Genomic DNA, 19,788 nt, shown 5'->3' on the forward strand with positions numbered 1-19,788 from the left:
GAAATTGATAATAGCCCAAGGTGAACTTGTGAATATAAGAGAGGTTAGGTGGGGGGACTTAAAATATCTTCAAAAATGGGCAAATGATCCAGAAGTTACCTACTGGGCAAGAGCAGAAACAAATATTTCAAATGTGACTATAGGTGAGTTTAGAAGATGGTATTACAGGCGTTCCTCCTCTTCTGTTAAAAGATTTATCATAGAAACAAAGGAATCAAAAAAGCCGATTGGTTCTATTTCCTATAGAGATTATGATTCTATTAACAAAGTGGTAGTTCTTGGCATACATATTGGAGAAAAGAACTACTGGGGAAAAGGATTTGGCACCGATGCAATTAAAGCGTTTGTGAAATACCTTTTTGATACACTTGATATCAATAGGATAGAACTTGATACTTTCGATGAGAATATAAGGGCAATTAAAGCATATCAAAAGTGCGGTTTTAAGATTGAGGGCGTTTTAAGAGAAGCAAGGCTTATTGAAGGAAAATTTCATGATGTAATTATTATGGGAATGACAAGAAAAGATTATTTAAAAATAGCAAACAAAACTTAAATGTGATATAATAAAAACAAACACAAAATAACCCAAACAGAATAAGGAGGACAAAAATGAAAAGTATAAATTGCATCGGTGCTGATTTTGGTGCGTCAAACGGAAGGGTTTTTGTAGGCAGGTTTGACGGGTCTGTTTTGGAGCTTTGTGAGGTTCACAGGTTCGAAAACAATCCTGTGCGGCTTGGTAAAAGTCTTTTTTGGGATTTCCTTTACCTTTTTAACAATCTTAAGATTGGAATCTACAAAGCAAAAAAAGAATTTGAAAGTATAACAAGTATAGGGGTTGACACATGGGGTGTGGATTATGGTTTGATAGACAAATGTGGAAATCTTATTTCAAACCCCTATCATTATCGTGACCTGAGAACAAAATCAGCTATTGAGGAAGTAGGAAACATTATACCCCTCAATCAGTTGTATAACACCACTGGTATTCAATTTATGAATTTCAACACCATTTACCAGCTGTACATAGACTACAAAACAAGACCTGAGATAATGAAAAATGCTTCATCGCTTTTGTTGATGCCAGATCTTTTTGCTTATTTTTTAACAGGTGAAAAGGTAAACGAATACACTATTGCTTCAACTTCTCAGCTTTTAGATGCCCACAAGAGAAAATGGAGTTTTGAGATCATTGAAAAACTTGGGTTTGAAAAAGATTTATTTAATGATATAATTTATCCAGGAAACATTTTAGGAAAACTTTCAAAGGAGATTCAAGAAGAGCTTGAGGTAGAAAGCATACCTGTTATAGCAGTAGCAAGCCATGACACAGCTTCAGCTGTTGTGGCAGCACCGTTTTCTGACGGAAAACAAACAGTTTTTCTTAGCTGTGGCACATGGTCGTTGATGGGGGTTGAACTTGACAGTCCTTTAATAAACGAGAAAACATTTGTAAAAAACTTTACGAACGAAGGCGGGGTTGAGAACAAAATAAGGTTTTTGAAAAATATCACTGGGCTTTGGATTATCCAGCAGCTAAAAAGCGCATGGAGCAAAAAGTTCGAAGAAGTAAATTACAATCTCATAAGTGAACTTGCACAAAAATCCAATGTTGATTACGCAATCGATCCTGACAGTGTACAGTTTTTAGCACCTGTCGATATCATTTCGGAAATAAAGAACTTCTGCAAAACACACTTTGGAAAAGAACCAGAAACACTTGGGGACATTGCAAAAGCAGCTTACAATGGAATTGTTAAAAAATACCAAAACACAGTTGAGGAGATAGAAAACTTAACAGGGCTTAAGATTTCTACAATAAATATGGTTGGTGGAGGTATTAGAGATAAGTATCTTTGCGAGCTTACAGCAAAGATTACACAAAGAGATGTTGTAGCAGGACCTGTTGAGGCAACAGTACTTGGCAATATTATTATGCAACTTATAGCTTTAGGTGAGATTAAGAATCTGCAGGAAGGAAGAGAGCTTCTCAAAAAGAGTATACAGTTTGAATACTACAAAGGGAGGTAAGAGGAAAAGTGCTTGCGATTGAGCGAAGACAAAAGATTATGGCGATGTTGAATGAAAACAAAAGTGTGCTTGTACCTGAGCTTGCAAAGCTTTTCAATGTTACAGAAGAGACAATAAGACGTGACCTTGAAAAGCTTGAAAAAGAAGGTCTTCTGAAAAGAACGTATGGCGGGGCGGTATTGGTTGAGAACTACAATGTTGATATTCCTTTTGAGTTTAGAAATGTTACAAACATAGAGGGTAAAAAGCAGATAGCACTGAGCTTGATAAAGTACATTGAAGATGGCGATACTCTTGTGATGGATTCGAGCACATCTGCGCTTCAGGTTGCAAAGCTTTTGAAAACAAAGAAAAAAATCACTGTTATTACAAACTCAGAGCAGATAATCAATGAGCTAAAAGTTTTTGAAGACACAATAAAGGTTATCTCAACTGGTGGGACACTTAGAAACAAATCTTTGTCGCTTGTCGGACCAATAGCTGAACAGACTTTGCGGTCTTTAAATGCAAACAAAGCAATAATATCCTGTAAAGGTTTTGATATTGAAAAAGGGTTTACTGAGTCAAACGAGCTTGAAGCTCAGGTCAAAAAACTCATGATTGAGATAGCAGATAAAGTCTACATGATAGCAGACCATACAAAGATGAACAAGACAGCTTTAGTAAACATTGCAACACTTGACGATGTTGATTTTATCTTCACAGACAAGATACTGCCGCCAAGCCAAGAAAATGCAATCAGAGAGAAAAATGTAGAGATTGTATATTGCTAAAAAAGGGGCAAATAGCCCCTTTTTTATATCTTTTTTGTTGAGGAAAAAAGAATGTCGTAAAAGTTTGGAAAAGAGATTGATACGCAGTCTGCATCCAAAATGGTACTTTCACCCTCCACTGCACATGCCATGATAGATGCTGCCATTGCTATTCTGTGATCTTTATATGAATTTACAACTGCACTTTTGAGTTTTTCTCTTGAACCTATTATTTCGAGTCCGTTTTCAAGTTCATAGCACTCAGCTCCAAAACTTTTCAGCATCTCAACTGTTGTCTTTATTCTATCACTCTCTTTTACTCTTAGCTCTGAAGCATGGTCAATTATGGTTTTACCTTCGGCAAATGCCGCTGCAACTGCCAAAATAGGTATTTCGTCTATGATGCGCGGAATATCGTTTTTTTCAACCTTTACACCTCTTAGGTTGCTGCTTCTTGCAACTATTTTTCCCACAAGCTCTCCATTTCTATTTTCCACATCTTCAATTTTAATCTCAGCACCCATTTGTTTTAGAACATCAATTATACCTGTTCTTGTTGGGTTTAAAATGCAGTTTTCAATTACCACTGAGCTACCTTCACATATCAGTGCAAGAACAATAAAAAATGCTGCAGATGATATATCTGATGGAATTTTTATCTTTATACTGGAAATTTGACTCGGCAGTATCTCTACTGTATATACCCCATCTTTTTCCCAGCTTTTTATATTTGCTCCTGCATGCTTTAACATAAGCTCTGTGTGATCTCTTGACTTAGGACTTTCTTTTATGACACTTTTGCCTTCAGCTTTTAAAGACGCAAAAATCAATGCAGATTTTACCTGCGCACTTGGAATAGGTAAGGTATATTCAATCGGTTTTAATTTTTTGCTGCCTTTTACCTTAATAGGCAAGAAATCTTCTTTTTCTAAAAACTCAAACTCAGCTCCCATTTGAGAAAGAGGTACTGTGACCCTTTTCATAGGTCTTTTTTTAAGGGAGCTGTCACCTGTCAAAATAGATTCAAATTCCTGGGTTGACAAAATACCAAGGAGAAGTCTTGTGGTTGTTCCTGAATTTTGACAGTCCAGTATCTGTTTTGGAGCACTAAGAGCAAAGCCATTTCCTTTAACAATTATTTTGTCATTTCGAATTTCTATGTCAGTGCTAAGATTTTTGAAACAATTGATGGTCGCCAAGCAATCGTCTGAAAAAAGAAAGTTTTCTATTTCTGTCACACCATTTGCCAAACTTCCAATCATGATACTTCTGTGGGATATTGACTTGTCAGGCGGAACAATTACATTTGAGTTTATTTTTCTTCTTCCATCAATCTTAACATTCACTTTCTATCACTCACAATCTTATCTCTAATTAATTTTGCTTTTTCAAAGTAAGAGTAAATTTGGCTATAGTTTTCATATTGCAAACTTAATTTAAAATTTTTCAAAAGTTCAATATAAGCATCAATAAGTTCAAGTAACACGTTCTTGTTGGAGATTGATATATCTGCCCACATTTTTGGACTGGAGGAAGAAATACGAGTTATATTTTTAAAACCTCCTCCAGCAAATTTGCAATATATCTCGCTACTACTTAACATATTCACAAGCCCTGCAGACACAACATGAGGAAGATGTGAGATAACTCCAGTTATTTTGTCGTGAAGTTCGAAGTCAATCTCCTCAACCTTGCATCCAATTGATTGTAATAGATTCTTAAGCTTTTCAATATCCTCTTCTCTATTGATCCCAGTTGGGGTTATGAAGTAGTATGCACCATTAAAGAGTGTATCAAATGAATATTCATAGCCTATCTTTTCAGTGCCTGCCATGGGATGTCCACCGATGAAATTGGTAATTTTATGTTCGATGGAATACTTGCAAATCTGAGTTTTGGTACTTCCAACATCTGTTATGATTCCATTTTTGATTTTTGATGATAATTTGCTAAGAATAGGTATACTTTCTAATACTGGGGCACATATGAAACTAAAGGCATACTCATCTTCTGCTTCATCTAAGTCTTCAATCTTTTCTTTTACAATGCCCTCACAAATAGCTTTTTCAACTGCACTTTTGTTTATATCGTAAGCATGAATTTCATACCCGTATCTTTTGAACGCTTTTGCAAGTGAACCACCAATGAGACCAAGCCCTGCTATGAGTATCCTTTCCCTTACCATTTTCTCTATACACTCTTTCCAATTGATTTTGCTATTAAAGATATCTCTTTTACAAGTTTGTCAAACTCCTCAGGTGTGATTGACTGAGGTCCGTCAGATAAAGCCTTTTGCGGGTTTGGATGGACCTCAATCATAAGCCCATCAACTCCTGCTGCAATTGCCGCTTTTGAAAGTGCTGGAACATACTTTGCTTTCCCTGCTGCATGGCTCGGGTCAACTATTATTGGAAGATGACTTTTTTCCTTTACAACAGGGATTGCTGAAATGTCCAAAGTGTTTCTTGTTGCTGTCTCAAATGTCCTTATTCCTCTTTCGCATAAAATAACATTTGGATTTCCTTCGCTTAAAATGTATTCAGCAGCATTCAGCCACTCTTCAATTGTTGCTGCAAGCCCTCTCTTGAGAAGAACTGGCTTGTCTTGTCTTCCTACATATTTTAGCAAGTTAAAATTTTGCATATTTCTTGCACCAATTTGAAAAATATCTACATAGTCATACGCTCTGTCAACAGCGCTTTCACTTATTACCTCTGTTATTACTAAAAGATCATACTTTTGTGCAGCTTCTTTGAGGATTTTCAATCCTTCTTCCTCAAGACCCTGGAAAGAATATGGAGATGTTCTTGGCTTATAAGCTCCGCCACGTAGAATCTTTGCACCGCTTCTTTTAATCTTTTCTGCAACTTCAAACATCTGCTGATAACTTTCAATTGCACAAGGACCGCCAATGAGCGTAAGTGTATCTCCGCCAATTTCTACATCTTTGATTTTTACAACTGTAGGTTCGGATTTGAATGTTCTGCTTGCAAGTTTGTAGCTCTCAAGGATTGGTATTATTCTATCAACACCTGGTAAAAGCTCAACAGGAACATCAGACAGAATTCTCTCATCGCCAATGACACCAATCACAGTTCTTTCAACGCCCTGTGAAATGTGGGGCCGAAGGCCCAGTGATGTGATAAGCTTTACAACTTCTTCAATATCTGACTCTTTACAGTCCTTTTTCATTACAATAATCATATTCATCGCCTCCATACTACCATTTTTTATTTTACTACAGTTTGCATCCGTTCTACCATTCTTCAAATTTTCTTTTTCTATAGAATTTCTTTCAAAGCCTTTATGAATCCCATATTATCACCTTCCTGCCCAGTTGTGACTCTCAGATATGTTGGCATACCGAATATGTCGCCTGGTCTTACTATTATACCTTTTAAAAGAAGCTTTTTGAACACATCAACAGCATCCTTCTTTACATCTACCATTACAAAATTTCCATATGATTTTATATAGAAAAGACCCATTTCTTCAAAGTTTTTATAGAAAAATTCAAGAGACTTTTTATTAAGTTCTTTTGCCTTTTTTACATGTTCTTCATCGTCAAGAGCAGCAGAAGCTGCAATCTGTGCCAGGTGATTTACATTAAAAGGTGGTCTTACTCTGTTTAATTTTTCAATGATTTCCTCTGATGCCATTACATACCCAATTCTTAAAGATGCAAGACCATAGATCTTTGAAAATGTCTGAAGAACAATAAGATTTTCAAATTCATAAAGCCACTCTGTAGCATCTGGGTATTCAGGGTCATCTATATACTCTTTATAAGCCTGGTCCACAACAACCGCAATGTGTGAAGGTACTGATTTTATAAAATCATATAATTCTTTCCTTTTAACAATAGTACCAGTTGGATTGTTTGGATTGCAAATCCAAATTACTTTTGTTCTTTCATTTATATTGTTATAGAAAGCCTCTAAATCATGGGTAAAGTCTTTTAATGGAAGTTCGATTGGTACACCGCCCATCACTTTTGTAACTGTTTCGTATCGGGGAAAAGAAGGTTTTGCCATTATTGCATTGTCCCCTGGATTAATAAATACAGCTGCTATAAATTGAGTGATTTCATCAGACCCTGCCCCCAGAAGTATCTGCGATGGTTTTACACCCAGCTTTTTTGAAAGTTTGAGTTTTAGTTCTGTACAGTTTCCATCCGGGTAAATACCAAGTTCATCCAAGTTTTGCATCAAAGCTTTTTTAACATTTTCGGATGGTCCTAAAGGATTTTCATTTGAAGCAAGTTTTATTACCTTTTCAAGGCCAAGCTCTCTTTTCACCTCAGAAATAGGTTTGCCAGGGATATAGGGTGAAATTGTATTAATTACTTCTCTGAACAAATTAACACACCCCTAATTTACGATTTTCAATAATTTTATTATCAACTATTAGGAGTTGTCAAGAAAAAAGTGATGGACAAAAAATATAGTAGATTTAATTTAGCAGAAATGTTTGTGGATTAGTTATAAACTTTTTAATTTATCAGGCTCCAAAAAAGTCAATTTTTCAGGGGAAAAATATAAAATTTTTCAGGGTTACATTTCTACAATTTATAGTTATAATTTATTTTAGATTCACAATTTTAAAAGTCTTTTTGCCCGTAGAAACGTCAAAATATACAGTAAGGAGGGTTTGAGATGTCAAAAAAATTAAAAGTATTTGCTTGGTTTATTTGTTTTGTGTTCATTTTTTCAACTCTTATTACATTCCCAAGTTTAAAATCTGATTTTGTGAAAGCGGCTTCAAGCAATCAACCCGTAAAGACATTGACATTTTTCTATGGAGATTCAAATGCAGATCCTCATCCAGACCTGTTTAGCACTCCTATTGGTAAAGAAATTACAAAACTTACAGGTGTAAAACTCAAAATCGAATACTTAGCAGGACAGGATGAAGCAACAAAAATTGGTCTTATGTTAGCATCTGGTGATTTACCAGATTTGATTCATGGTCATCAGGAGCATGGAAAGTTAATAGAAGCTGGTGTATTGGTACCACTTGATAACTATATTCAAAAATACGGGAAATATTGTAAACAGATTTACACTGATAAAGACCTCAAAAGACTCAGACAGAAAGATGGAAAAATTTATTTCTTGTCTCCTTACAGAAACGAAATAACTCCAGACTTAAAACCAGATGGCTTCTGGCTACCAATTGATCTTCTTGAAAAAGCAAAATGGCCGAAGGTAAGGTATTGGGAGGACTATCAGCAGCTCATTAGAGATTATGTAAAGAAAAATCCTACTATTGAGGGGAAACCAACCATTGGATTTACATTTATTACAGAAAGTTGGAGATTCTTCACTTTAGAAAATCCGCCTTCATATCTTATGGGATATCAAAATGATGGTGATGTAATTGTTGACCCGAAGACATATGAAGCAAAAGTTTATTCTACAATGGGAGGGTCAAAGAGATACTATAAAGATTTGAATAAGATGTGGAAAGAGGGACTTATTGACAAAGAAGTGTTCGTTCAAAACTACGACACATATCTTTCTAAGATTGCTCAGGGTAGAGTTGTAGGATTCTATGATCAGTGGTGGCAATTTGGATATGATGCAGAGGCTTCACTGAAGAATGCAAAGAAATACAATAGAATGCATATTTCATTCCCAGTTGTTTACAAAGGTGTTCAAAGAGCAAGATATCTTATGATTCAGCCGATTGGCGCAAGAGATGGTATTAGCATAACTAAGAAGTGTAAAGATCCTGTTACAGCATTTAAGTTCTTGGACAAACTGTGCTCTTTAGAAGCTCAAAAACTTATGTATTGGGGAATAAAAGGTGTTGATTACAGTGTAGACAAAAACGGAAAAATGTACCTAACAGATAAACAGAAAAAACAGAGAGAAGACCCTGTTTACAGGAAGAAACAAGGTCTTGGATACTGGTGGGTATTTCCACATGCATATTTGAAGCTGCAGGATGGAAATTACAGAGAGCCCGGATTTGACCCAGAGTATGTATACAAGAACTTCTCACCAGCTGAAAAGAAAGTTCTCGATGCATATAAAGCTAAATACTTCATGCAACCTCCATTTACAGATCCTCCACTTGAAACACCTTATGGATTTGCATGGGAAATCAATATTCCTGCTGATAAGCCTCAAGTTACAATTGCTCAACAGAAGATGAGCGAAGTGAGAAGAAAATATCTACCACAACTTGTAATGGCAAAGACAGATGCAGATTTTGATAGAATATGGAAAGAATTTGTTCAGGCATTTGAAAAAACAAATTACAAAGTTTATGAGCAGTTCAAGACAGAAATGATTCGCTGGAGAGTAAAGAATTGGAACTAAATATGGAATAAATTTGTGGTATATTCTATAGGGAAGTCCTCTTATTTTAGAGGTCTTCCCTATAAATTTTTGTAACCTAAAAATAATTTCAACAAAGGAGGAGGGTTCTTGTGGACTTATCTAAATTTGATGTAAAAAAATTCTGGGAAGAGAATGATTTTTGTAGGCTTAATTTTGACAAAAAAACAAGGATTCCTATCCACTTTTGGCTTGATGACCATTTTCTGTTTGAGCTGGTGGGTCCTTTTTCAACAGTTGATTATTATTCTAAAAAATCATACAGACTTCAAATTCATAAAAAAGCTAATGACGTATTGGAAAAGGAACTTGGAAGAAGATTTTATTCTGAGGAAGAAATTGAGCCACCAGAACCAACAAGGTTTGAGATTGTCATGGGAAGTAAAGTAGTGATATCAGAAGGTGGGACACCTTGGCTTGAACCGGCAATTGAAAGTTTAGATGAGATGAAGAGTTATATAGAAAAAATAGAGAAGATTGATGTAAAAAAAGTAGTTACACCTGAACTTTTGAAGGCAAAAGAAGATTATGAAAAAGCGACAGGGAAGAAACTAAAATGGGGGCATATGACAAGAGGACCTGCTACAATTGCAACAAGTTTATTGGGGACAACAAGTCTTTGTATATTGCTCATGGATGAGCCAGAGCTTATGGATGAGTTTTTTGAGATATTAAAGGAAAAGCTCGTGGAATATATAAAAAATTTAAGAGATTACTGTGAAGTTGAATATAACGGAATTGCAATTAATGATGATAACTGTTTTTTATTTTCGCCCAAGTTATATGAAAGATACTGTGCACCTATTTTAGAGAGTTTGTTTAAAAATTTTGCACCAAGAAAAGAAGATACTCGCTATCAACATTCGGATAGCAATATGCAGCACCTACTTCCTATTTTAAATGACCTTGGAGTAAATAGCGTTAATTTTGGGCCTGAAATTCACCCTGCAACGATAAGAAAGTTTATGCCAAATGCATTGATTTATGGACAGATGCCACCATTTATATTGAGAAATGGGAGTGCAGAAGAAATTATCGAGTACGTAAAAAGAGATATGCAAGTTTTAAAAGATGATGGAAACTTTATCGAGACACCAGCAGGTTCTGTTGCATCAGGTACTCCTCTTGAAAACATAAAAATATACATGTGGGCAGTTCAAGAATATGGAAAAATATAGACTTTTGACATATCAATTTTATGGGGGAAATATGTTAGATTTTAAGGGTTGTTTTTATCTAAATACTATGTAAAATGAACAGTAGAGAATGATAATTGTTCATCCTTGATAAAAATTCAAAGAGAGGAGGCGTTTCAATTTGAAATTTTTAAGAAAAATTTCGATTGTGGTAGCGCTTGTTTTCATTATTTCCGCGGTGCTGGGTGGGATTGTACCTGTATCTTCCCAGAAGGTTGAAGGTGCATCAAAAAAGGTTGTAACTTTTACAATGTTTAGTGCAGATGCGACAGTACAGTATCACCCAGATATTTTCAGTACTGCTATTGGGCAAGAGATTACAAAAAGGACAGGCGTAAGATTGAAAATCGAACACTTTGTAGGAATGGACCAGGCAACAAAGATATCACTTATGCTTGCATCTGGTGATTTACCAGACTTGGTTTATGGCAGTGGTGAGCACAAACAATTTATTCAGAACAAAGCTTTAGTTCCGCTTGATAACTACATTCAAAAATATGGTCAGTGGACAAAGAAGGCGTACTCTCAGGCAGATTTGAGGAAACTTCGCCAAGCTGATGGACATATTTATTTCTTGAGCTACACAAGAGGTGAAGTGTCACCAAGTGCAAGTGGTGAAGGTTTATATGTAATGATTGACATGTTACAAAAGAATAACTGGCCAAGATTAAAGTACTGGGAAGATTTGATGCCAATGTTAAGAAATTATGTTAAGAAATATCCAAAGTACAAAGGTATGCCTGTAATAGGCATGTCAGCAATTACAGAAGGCGCAAGATTCTATGTAATTCAAGATCCTGCAACAGGTTTGAATGGTCTTATAGCAGATACTGTACAAGTTGATCCGAAAACATATAAAGCAAGCTATGACCCTGCAGGAATAGGAATGTACAAAGCTTACAAGGCACTAAATGCTCTGTGGAATGAAGGTTTGTTTGATAAAGAAGCATTTGTTCAGACATATGACCAATGGGCTGCGAAAGTTGCTCAAGGTAGAGTTGTGACAAGCTGGGGAAGGTCATGGCACTTTAACACAGCATTCAATACACTACGAAAGAATGGCGAAGATGATAGAATCCTTGTTCCATTTGGCATTGTATTTAAAGGGGTTAAAAAATCAAGATATGTGATGCTTCAGTCAATTGGAACAAGAGATGGCATAAGCATTACAAAGAAGTGTAAAGATCCTGTAAGAGCATTCCAGTTCTTAGACCAAATGCTCAATCCAGATATTCAGAAACTTATGTTCTGGGGTATTAAAGGAAGAGATTATCTTGTTGACAATAAAGGTAAGATGTACAGAACACAAGCTATGATTGACAAAGCAAGAGACCCTGTTTACCAGAAACAAGAAGGGCTTGGCTACTGGAACATCTGGCCAAGATGGCAGCTCAAGCTTCCAGATGGAAATTATGTAAAACCTGAACTTGATCCAGATATTGCATATATGCAATGGGCACCAGCACAAAAGAAAGTGCTTGAAGCATACAAAGCAAAAACATTTGTTGAACCACCATTTGCTGATGAACCTGAATGTCCACCTTGGGGATATGCATGGGAGATCAACGTTCCACCTGAAAAGCAAAAAGAAATCCAGGTTCCACTCAACATTGCTAACGACCTTGCAAGGAAGTATATACCAATGCTTATAATGGCTCCAAAGGGCAAGTATGATGAGGTATGGAACAAATACAAAGCAGAGGTTAGATCAAAGATTAACACAAAACCAATTGAAGAGTTCTATACACAGGAAATGAGACAGAGAATGGCAGATTGGTACGGGATTAAAGTTAAGTAATGTTTCTGAAACCTCAAAGGGAAGAGGTAAAACCCTCTTCCCTTATATAACTAAATTGTTAAGACTACATTATAATGGGTACTAATCTTGTAGGAGCAAAGTTTTAAAAGGAGGTAATTACATTGGATGCAGTATACTACAATGGTTCAAAGAAAACGTTCTGGCAAAAAGTAAAAGAGCAGAAAGAACTTGTTTTTATGATATTTCCATTTGTCTTGTATGTAATTTTGTTTCACTACATACCACTTTGGTGGTGGGTCATTGCATTTAAAGAATACAGGCCATTCCAAGGTGTTTGGGGTTCAGAGTGGGTAGGTTTGCAGCAATTTAAAGATTTATTCAGCGACTCTGGTTTTTGGCTTGCTATGAGAAATACAATTGTTATAAGCTTTTTGAAGCTTGTTACGTCCTTTGCAGCAGCTATCTTACTTGCATTGATGCTTAACGAAGTGAAGAATATGTTATTTAAAAGAACTATTCAGACAATTTCATATCTTCCACACTTTGTTTCTTGGGTTGTGGCGGCGAGTATAGTTATAAGTGTGCTTTCACCTGAGTCAGGTATACTCAATCAAATTTTGATGTCACTCAAGATTATTAAACAGCCAATTGTCTGGATGGGTGAAGGACATTATTTCTGGTGGATATTGGCTCTCTCGAATGTTTGGAAGGAAACAGGATGGAATGCTATAGTGTATTTGGCAGCAATGACAAGTATAGACCCTGAACTTTACGATGCTGCAAGCGTGGATGGTTGTGGAAGACTGCAGAAGATAAGATATGTAACACTGCCAGGGATTGCTCCAACAATTAGTATGCTTCTTATTCTCAACGTTGGTTGGCTTTTGAATGCTGGTTTTGAACAGGTTCTTTTGCTCAGAAACCCCCTTGTTCAGGATTACTCTCAAATTCTTGACACCTATGTTCTTGATTATGGTATTACAATGTACAGATATTCATATGCTACAGCTGCTGGTATGTTTAAGAGCGTTGTAAGTATTTTGCTTGTGTTGTTTGCAAATAAGGTTGCTGCAAAATTGAATGCATCAACTGTTGTATAAAAAAGCTTAAACGTTAAGGAGGGAAAATTCAAAATGTTTAAGAAAAAAACAGCCGAGGATATTATAGTTGACTTGGTTGTTTATATAAGTTTGATTTTTGTCGGTATTGTGACTTTATATCCATTTTTAAATGTATTAGCTGTTTCATTCAACGATGCACTTGACACAGTTCGAGGAGGAATTTATATCTGGCCAAGAAAATGGACATTAAAAAACTATGAAATTATTGTTAGCAATCCGCAGATTTACAATGCAGCTTTAGTATCTGTTGCAAGAACAGTTCTTGGTACAGTGCTTGGTATTATTTGTACAATGTTTGTTGCTTATCCTTTGTCAAGAAAAGATTTTGTATTAAGACGTCCGTTTTCTGCAATAATGGTTTTGACTATGTATTTTGGAGCAGGTTTAATTCCAACCTACTTATTGTATAGGTCGCTCGGACTTTTAAACACATTTTGGGTTTATATTGTTCCTGCACTTTTGGGAATGTTTAATGTTGTTGTGGTCAGAAGCTATATAGAATCTTTGCCATCAAGTTTGATAGAATCTGCTAAAATTGATGGAGCAAGCGAATTTAGAATTTTGTGGCAGATAATCTTTCCACTTACCCTGCCAGCAGTTGCGACAATAGCACTCTTTATTGGAGTTGGGCATTGGAATTCATGGTTTGACGTATATATCTTTAATTCGCAAAGACCTGACCTGAGTACTCTTCAGTATGAGCTTCAAAAAATTCTGGCATCTGTAAGCATGCAGGTTGGAAGAAATCCTGACTATCAAATGGGAGCAATGGCTGAAACTCAGCAGGTTACTCCAAACTCGGTAAGAGCAAGTATGACAATTGTTGCCACAGCTCCAATTATTATGGTTTATCCATTCTTGCAGAGATATTTTGTAAAGGGTCTTACTCTTGGTAGCGTTAAAGGAGAGTAATCAAAGCTTTTTAAAGTGGGTGATTTTCGCCCACTTTGATTTGTTTTTTATAAGTAAATAAAATACAGTTATTATCCTTGTGTATTATGATATAATTAAGCTTAGGAGATATAAAACTTGTGGTGGAATAAAGTGTTAAAAAAGTTTTTTAAATTTTCAAAAGAAAGAATACTTGACAGATTAGATAATCTTTCTGTCCGAAAGAAATTGTTACTTGTATACATTCTATGTGTTTTAATCCCCACATTAGTAAGCCATTTTATATTTACCATTTTCATTATAAAAAATCTTCAACAACAAAAAATTACCCAGATAAAAAGTGCTTTTAACATCTTAAATACTAACATAAAAAAGGTAATAGATGAAGCTATATTGTATTCAAATACATTGTATACAGATGATTTACTTAACGATATGCTTGACATTAATTACCATGGTATGGATGATTTTTATTCTAATTATGTTCAGTATCTGAGAAATAGGATATATCAGGGTAGAAATGTGTATTCAAACATTGCTCGCGTAACAATATATACAAACAATCCTACAATTTTAAATAGTGACGGGTATAGAAAGTTAAATATTCAAGAGGTTAAAGAATGGTATGATAAAGTAATTAATAATCTGCAAGGAATAGTTATAATACCTACCAGCGACGATGGAGTTAATGGAGAAGAAGGATATGTGTCATTGATAAGAAATCTCAATCAATATGAGCAAAGAAGTACTTCGACGGGAAACAATAGTAAATATACGAAAATAGCAAAAATTGATATTTATCTTTCAAGCTTTTTTAATTCCATAAATTTTGAGGTATTTGGTGGAGAAATTTACTTAATAGACAGCAGTAACAGAATAATTGCAGCTCATACATACAATAATTTAATTTTTACCAAGCCTTTTGTAAAATTTGAGACGAGTAAATTTGTGCCGAAAGGTTCGTATGTGTTTGTAAATAATCTGGATATAAATCTTTTAAATGGATGGAAACTTGTTGGAGTATTTTCGCGATCGTATATGATGGGAGAGATATACAGAGCTATTGAGTTCATATTACTTATTTCCCTTTTGAGCTTGATATTTGCAACCTTTTTAATAAGACTCATAACTTCTTCTATATCAAATAGACTGGAACTTTTAGAAAGACATATGAGAAAAGTTAAGAAGCAGCGCTTCGAGATTCTGACATGCAGAGAAGGGAACGATGAGATTGGAAATCTTATAAGAGAATTTAACAATATGACAATAAGACTTAAAGAACTAATAGAGAAGGAAATGCTTTCTGAAATTCAAAAGAAGACACTTGAAGTTGAAAAAAAACAGGCAGAGATAAATGCGCTTCAGAGTCAGATAAATCCACATTTTCTTTTCAATACACTGGACTCAATAAGAATGCGTTCTGTTTTGAAGAACGAACTGGAAACAGCTGAGATAATTAAGTATCTAACAAGGACTTTAAGGAGGCTTATTTACTGGGGAAATGATATAACCACAGTTCAGGAAGAAATCAATTTTGTAGAAGATTTTCTAAAAATACAGCAATACAGATTTGGTGAAAAATTGACATATGAAATTTTTGTAGAAGAGGATGCTAAAAATTGTTTGATTCCTAAGATGACAATCCAGCCACTTGTTGAAAATGCGTGTATACATGGTATAGAAGAAAAAGAAGACAGTGGTAAAGTAATAGTTAAAGTAAAAAAAGAGGGTATAAATTTAATAATAGAAGTTGCTGACAACGGGATAGGGATGAACGAGAAAAAGCTTGAGGAGCTTTATGCTAACCTTAACAATCCACTCTATGATAAAAGCATTGGGCTTAAAAATGTTTACAGAAGGTTAATGCTGTACTACAACGACAATGCTGAGTTTTATATTGAAAGTTCTATCAATAAAGGGACAAAGGTTGTTATTAAACTTCCTTTAGAATTGCCAGCATTTGTTTCATAGAATATAGTGAGGGTGTGTAACCATGATAAAGATTCTTTTGGTTGAAGATGAGATATTCATGAGAAAGGGTATAATTAAACTTATTGATTGGGAAAGACTTGGATTTGAAATTGCATATGAAGCGGGAAATGGTCAGGAAGCCCTTGATATTCTCAAAAGTGAGAAAGTAGATGTGATAATAACGGATATAAAAATGCCAGTAATGGATGGAATTGAGCTGATAAAAAGAGTCTCAGAGAAGTTTGAAAACAAACCGGCAATAATAATTATAAGTGGGTACAATGAGTTTGAATTTGCAAAGGCAGCTATAAAGTATGGTGTAAATGATTATCTATTAAAACCTATAGATGAGAATGAGCTTATTCAAACCTTAGAGAGGATAAAAACGAGGATATCAAGCGAAAAGGAAGACTATAAAAAGAAAGAATTATTTGAATATGTGAGAAGGAACTCAGCTTTTATAAAAGCTCTTGAGATACAAAATGATGATTATCTTGTAAGTAGTAGTGAAGATGGAGTGAAAAAATATCTTGGAATTTCAAAACAGGAAGCTTTTCAATATGAAGATGATTTGACCATTTATGAAAAATTAATGGAAACAGAAAAAAGTGTAAATACCAAGTATTTGGACAAAGGTATAGAGATTAAATGTTATTGGGATAGTTACTTTAACTTACTTTTTGTAGTAAACACCATTCAAGGGTATAAGAAAAATAGTTTAGTTAAACAGGTTTTTGACGAGATAAGAAGTCTATTAAATTTGCAGGCAATAATTGTGCAGGAGTATGTATCTAGCCAGAAGATACATACATTGTATAAACAGCTTTTGAGAAAATTCAACTTTGCCCAATTTTACGAAAAGAGTGGTGTCATTGAGGCATCAGAGATAGGGGAATTTGAACATTACCTTGAGGATAAAAAACTTTCAAAAGAGTTGATTAGACTAATCGAAGAAAAACGATTTGAAGATATAAATGTTAAAGTTTCAAGATTTTTTGATGAGTGTCAGACTAATAAAGTGTCGCCTGAGGTGATTAAGGGTTATATTCTTTTTGCTGTGCTTGAAATAATAGATTATTTTGAAGTTTACCAGTTATTTGAGACTGATAGTATAAAGTTTATATTTAGAACCAATATACAAAAAAGTAAATTCTTGAGTAAAGTTATGGAAATTTTGGAGCAGATTATAAACTGCATTGACGAAAATTCTAAATTTAATGGTTCGAGTTTTATGAAGAAAATAGAGTTGTTTATAAAGGAAAATTACAACAGAGATATAACAATTAAAAGTATTGCTCAACAATTTTATATCAATCCTATATATTTGGGAAGGATGTTTAAAAAACACTTTAACATGCCATTTAACAAATATTTGCATTTAGTGCGCATTGAGAATGCAAAAAGATTACTTCTTAAAACTGATAAAAAGATTTATGAAATAGCTAAGGAAGTAGGTTATAGTGATCCTGACTATTTTGCATTAAAATTTGAGGAATATGTAGGCAAAAGTCCTTCAAAATTTAGAAATTCTGTTTCTGTCAACGAGGAGTAATGTGGTTTTTATTATTTAGAAATCGTTTTCTAAATAGCTGCGGAAAGGTGTGATTAATTATGATTTTATCAAGGAGCAGTAACCCAAACTATTCTATGTGTTGGCTTTCTTATAAACCTATAGGTAAGAAAGAATATGTACATGAAGTTGAAAAATTTTTAGGGCAAATAGTTTTATTGGAGAAAAATATTTATTTCGAAAATGCGGCGAATGAACTTAAAAAGGCTTTATGTGTATTGTTTGAAACTGAACTAAGATTGAACAATGCTTTAAGTCTTTATGTTGACAGTGGAATTATTTTAGGTAAAGTGACAAATGAAAATCTTAGAGGTTTTATAACCGATGTTGAAAAAGAAGCAGTAGGTGAGGAAGGGTTTATAATAAAACTTGTAGATAAAAGTAAGAAAAAATACATTATTGTTGCTTCAAAGGGTGAAAAAGGAATAATATATGGGATATTTCATTTGATAAACAAATTTAGACTTAAAACAGGATTAAAAGAACTCAATTGTATAGAAAATCCAAAGGCCTCGTTACGAATTATTAACCATTGGGATAATATGGATGGAAGTATTGAAAGAGGATATGCGGGTAAATCAATATTTTTTACAAATGGTAGAATAAAACGCAATTATAAACGTATATGGGATTATGCAAGGCTTCTTGCCTCAATTGGAATAAACGGTGTTGTAATAAATAATGTGAATGTAAGAGATAAGGCTATATGGTTAATTACGCCAAAATATCTAAATGACCTCTCGAAAATAGCAGAAATTTTTAGACTCTATGGGATAAAACTTTACCTTAGCATAAACTTTGCAAGCCCAATTTATATAGGAGGTCTTGACACTGCAGACCCACTTGACAAAAACGTTCAAAAGTGGTGGAAGGACACTGTAAAAACTATTTACAGCTACATACCAGACTTTGGTGGATTTTTGGTAAAAGCCGATTCTGAGTTCAATCCAGGGCCGTATGTATACGGTAGAACACATGCAGATGGAGCAAACATGCTTGCAGAGGCACTTTTGCCTTATGGAGGAGTTGTTATATGGCGTGCGTTTGTTTACAACTGCTTGCAGGATTGGAGAGATACAAAGACAGACAGGGCAAAGGCTGCATATGACAATTTTAAACCACTTGATGGGATGTTCTCTAAAAATGTCATTTTACAGATAAAGTATGGTCCGATGGATTTTCAGGTAAGAGAACCTGTTTCACCTCTTTTTGGCGCTATGGAAAAGACAAACCAGATGATAGAGTTTCAAATAACCCAAGAATATACGGGGCAACAAATTCATCTGTGCTATTTGGGGACGCTATGGAAAGAGATTTTAGAGTTTGACACATATTGTAAAGGAAAAGGTTCGTACGTAAAGAGAATAGTGGATGGAAGTCTTTTTGGAATGAAATATGCAGGATTTGCAGGTGTTTCGAATATTGGGGATAGCATCAACTGGACAGGTCATGACCTTGCACAGGCGAATCTGTGGACGTTTGGAAAACTTGCATGGGACCCAGATAAAAAGATTGAAGATATAGCAAGAGAGTGGGCCATTTTAACATTTGGAGATGACAAAAAAGTGGTTGACAACATTTTATGGATGCTTCTTAATTCTCACGGGATCTACGAAAAATATACAACTCCGCTTGGGCTTGGCTGGATGGTAAATCCAGGTCATCACTATGGTCCAAACCCGGAAGGGTATGAGTATTCAAAGTGGGGAACGTATCATCGGTCAGATACAAAAGCAATTGGAGTTGACAGAACTTCAAGAGGGACAGGTTATACTTTGCAATATCACAAGCCCTGGCAGGAAATATTCGATGATATAAATAAATGTCCTGAAGAACTTCTTCTATTTTTCCACAGAGTGCCGTATGATTTTAGACTGAAAAATGGAAAAACGCTCCTGCAGTTTATGTATGACTCTCACTTTGAAGGGGCTGATATGGTAGATAAACTTATAGAAAAGTGGGAGGAACTGAGAGGAAAGATTGATGAGGAGATCTTCAACAGAGTATATGAAAGATTGAAGATGCAAAAAGAACATGCAATGGAATGGAGAGATGTTATCAACACATATTTTTATAGAAAGACAGGAATACCTGATGAAAAGGGAAGACTAATATATCCGTAATATATATTTTTTGAAAGCGAGGTTGAA

Annotated in this window: 15 protein-coding genes; 11 read left to right on the top strand and 4 right to left on the bottom strand. The window is 34.9% G+C overall.

Features of this window, described 5'->3' with window-relative positions; all coding sequences use genetic code 11:
• Positions 1 to 4: 4 nt before the first annotated feature.
• From ATHE_RS04205 to ATHE_RS04215, 3 genes are read left to right on the top strand one after another with little or no spacing between them, the layout of a single operon-like run.
• Positions 5 to 556, top strand: coding sequence for a GNAT family N-acetyltransferase (locus tag ATHE_RS04205; protein WP_015907383.1), 552 nt, complete (start codon positions 5 to 7; stop codon positions 554 to 556).
• A 56-nt stretch (positions 557 to 612) separates the two neighbouring features.
• A complete protein-coding gene (locus ATHE_RS04210; RefSeq protein WP_015907384.1) occupies positions 613 to 2,034 on the top strand; it encodes a rhamnulokinase in 1,422 nt (473 codons plus the stop codon).
• An 8-nt stretch (positions 2,035 to 2,042) separates the two neighbouring features.
• On the top strand, positions 2,043 to 2,807 hold the full coding sequence (locus ATHE_RS04215; RefSeq protein ID WP_015907385.1) for a DeoR/GlpR family DNA-binding transcription regulator: 765 nt from the start codon (positions 2,043 to 2,045) through the stop codon (positions 2,805 to 2,807).
• A 23-nt stretch (positions 2,808 to 2,830) separates the two neighbouring features.
• Here the strand turns inward: ATHE_RS04215 and aroA are convergent, their stop codons facing one another.
• From aroA to hisC, 4 genes are all read right to left on the bottom strand, one after another.
• The gene (aroA, locus tag ATHE_RS04220) at positions 2,831 to 4,132 is read right to left on the bottom strand and encodes a 3-phosphoshikimate 1-carboxyvinyltransferase (protein ID WP_015907386.1); all 1,302 of its coding nucleotides are present in this window, start codon (positions 4,130 to 4,132) and stop codon (positions 2,831 to 2,833) included.
• Positions 4,129 to 4,971, bottom strand: a complete 843-nt coding sequence (locus ATHE_RS04225; RefSeq protein ID WP_015907387.1) for a prephenate dehydrogenase — start codon at positions 4,969 to 4,971, stop codon at positions 4,129 to 4,131. Before ATHE_RS04225 ends, aroA begins: the two co-directional genes overlap by 4 nt.
• 5 nt (positions 4,972 to 4,976) lie before the next feature.
• A complete protein-coding gene (gene aroF, locus ATHE_RS04230; RefSeq protein WP_015907388.1) occupies positions 4,977 to 5,990 on the bottom strand; it encodes a 3-deoxy-7-phosphoheptulonate synthase in 1,014 nt (337 codons plus the stop codon).
• A 77-nt stretch (positions 5,991 to 6,067) separates the two neighbouring features.
• Positions 6,068 to 7,144, bottom strand: coding sequence for a histidinol-phosphate transaminase (gene hisC, locus ATHE_RS04235; protein ID WP_015907389.1), 1,077 nt, complete (start codon positions 7,142 to 7,144; stop codon positions 6,068 to 6,070).
• Between the two features lie 297 nt (positions 7,145 to 7,441).
• Here hisC and ATHE_RS04240 point away from each other — a divergent pair, with 297 nt between their 5' ends.
• The 8 genes from ATHE_RS04240 to ATHE_RS04275 all read left to right on the top strand — a co-directional run bounded on the left by ATHE_RS04240 (position 7,442) and on the right by ATHE_RS04275 (position 19,761).
• Positions 7,442 to 9,112, top strand: a complete 1,671-nt coding sequence (locus tag ATHE_RS04240) for an ABC transporter substrate-binding protein (protein WP_015907390.1) — start codon at positions 7,442 to 7,444, stop codon at positions 9,110 to 9,112.
• 110 nt (positions 9,113 to 9,222) lie between these two features.
• Positions 9,223 to 10,308 carry a uroporphyrinogen decarboxylase family protein gene (locus ATHE_RS04245; protein ID WP_015907391.1) on the top strand — a complete coding sequence of 362 codons (1,086 nt, stop codon included), beginning with the start codon at positions 9,223 to 9,225 and terminating at the stop codon, positions 10,306 to 10,308.
• A 139-nt stretch (positions 10,309 to 10,447) separates the two neighbouring features.
• Positions 10,448 to 12,124, top strand: a complete 1,677-nt coding sequence (locus ATHE_RS04250; RefSeq protein WP_015907392.1) for an ABC transporter substrate-binding protein — start codon at positions 10,448 to 10,450, stop codon at positions 12,122 to 12,124.
• Positions 12,125 to 12,246: 122 nt separating this feature from the next.
• On the top strand, positions 12,247 to 13,185 hold the full coding sequence (locus tag ATHE_RS04255) for an ABC transporter permease (RefSeq protein ID WP_015907393.1): 939 nt from the start codon (positions 12,247 to 12,249) through the stop codon (positions 13,183 to 13,185).
• Between the two features lie 33 nt (positions 13,186 to 13,218).
• Positions 13,219 to 14,118 (top strand): carbohydrate ABC transporter permease, encoded by a 900-nt coding sequence (locus ATHE_RS04260; protein WP_013430735.1) that lies wholly within the window; start codon positions 13,219 to 13,221, stop codon positions 14,116 to 14,118.
• A 117-nt stretch (positions 14,119 to 14,235) separates the two neighbouring features.
• Positions 14,236 to 16,068 (top strand): sensor histidine kinase, encoded by a 1,833-nt coding sequence (locus ATHE_RS04265; protein ID WP_015907394.1) that lies wholly within the window; start codon positions 14,236 to 14,238, stop codon positions 16,066 to 16,068.
• 22 nt (positions 16,069 to 16,090) lie between these two features.
• Positions 16,091 to 17,620 carry a response regulator transcription factor gene (locus tag ATHE_RS04270; RefSeq protein ID WP_015907395.1) on the top strand — a complete coding sequence of 510 codons (1,530 nt, stop codon included), beginning with the start codon at positions 16,091 to 16,093 and terminating at the stop codon, positions 17,618 to 17,620.
• A gap of 59 nt (positions 17,621 to 17,679) precedes the next feature.
• The gene (locus ATHE_RS04275) at positions 17,680 to 19,761 is read left to right on the top strand and encodes an alpha-glucuronidase family glycosyl hydrolase (RefSeq protein WP_015907396.1); all 2,082 of its coding nucleotides are present in this window, start codon (positions 17,680 to 17,682) and stop codon (positions 19,759 to 19,761) included.
• Positions 19,762 to 19,788 lie beyond the last annotated feature (27 nt).

The organism is Caldicellulosiruptor bescii DSM 6725, from assembly GCF_000022325.1.
GTDB lineage: Bacteria > Bacillota > Thermoanaerobacteria > Caldicellulosiruptorales > Caldicellulosiruptoraceae > Caldicellulosiruptor > Caldicellulosiruptor bescii.

Coding starts and splice junctions, on each gene's coding strand:
- ATHE_RS04210 (WP_015907384.1), top strand. CDS start 613: ATGAAAAGTATAAATTGCATCGGTGCTGATTTTGGTGCGTCAAACGGA.
- ATHE_RS04225 (WP_015907387.1), bottom strand. CDS start 4,971: ATGGTAAGGGAAAGGATACTCATAGCAGGGCTTGGTCTCATTGGTGGT.
- aroF (WP_015907388.1), bottom strand. CDS start 5,990: ATGATTATTGTAATGAAAAAGGACTGTAAAGAGTCAGATATTGAAGAA.
- ATHE_RS04240 (WP_015907390.1), top strand. CDS start 7,442: ATGTCAAAAAAATTAAAAGTATTTGCTTGGTTTATTTGTTTTGTGTTC.
- ATHE_RS04260 (WP_013430735.1), top strand. CDS start 13,219: ATGTTTAAGAAAAAAACAGCCGAGGATATTATAGTTGACTTGGTTGTT.
- ATHE_RS04270 (WP_015907395.1), top strand. CDS start 16,091: ATGATAAAGATTCTTTTGGTTGAAGATGAGATATTCATGAGAAAGGGT.
- ATHE_RS04275 (WP_015907396.1), top strand. CDS start 17,680: ATGATTTTATCAAGGAGCAGTAACCCAAACTATTCTATGTGTTGGCTT.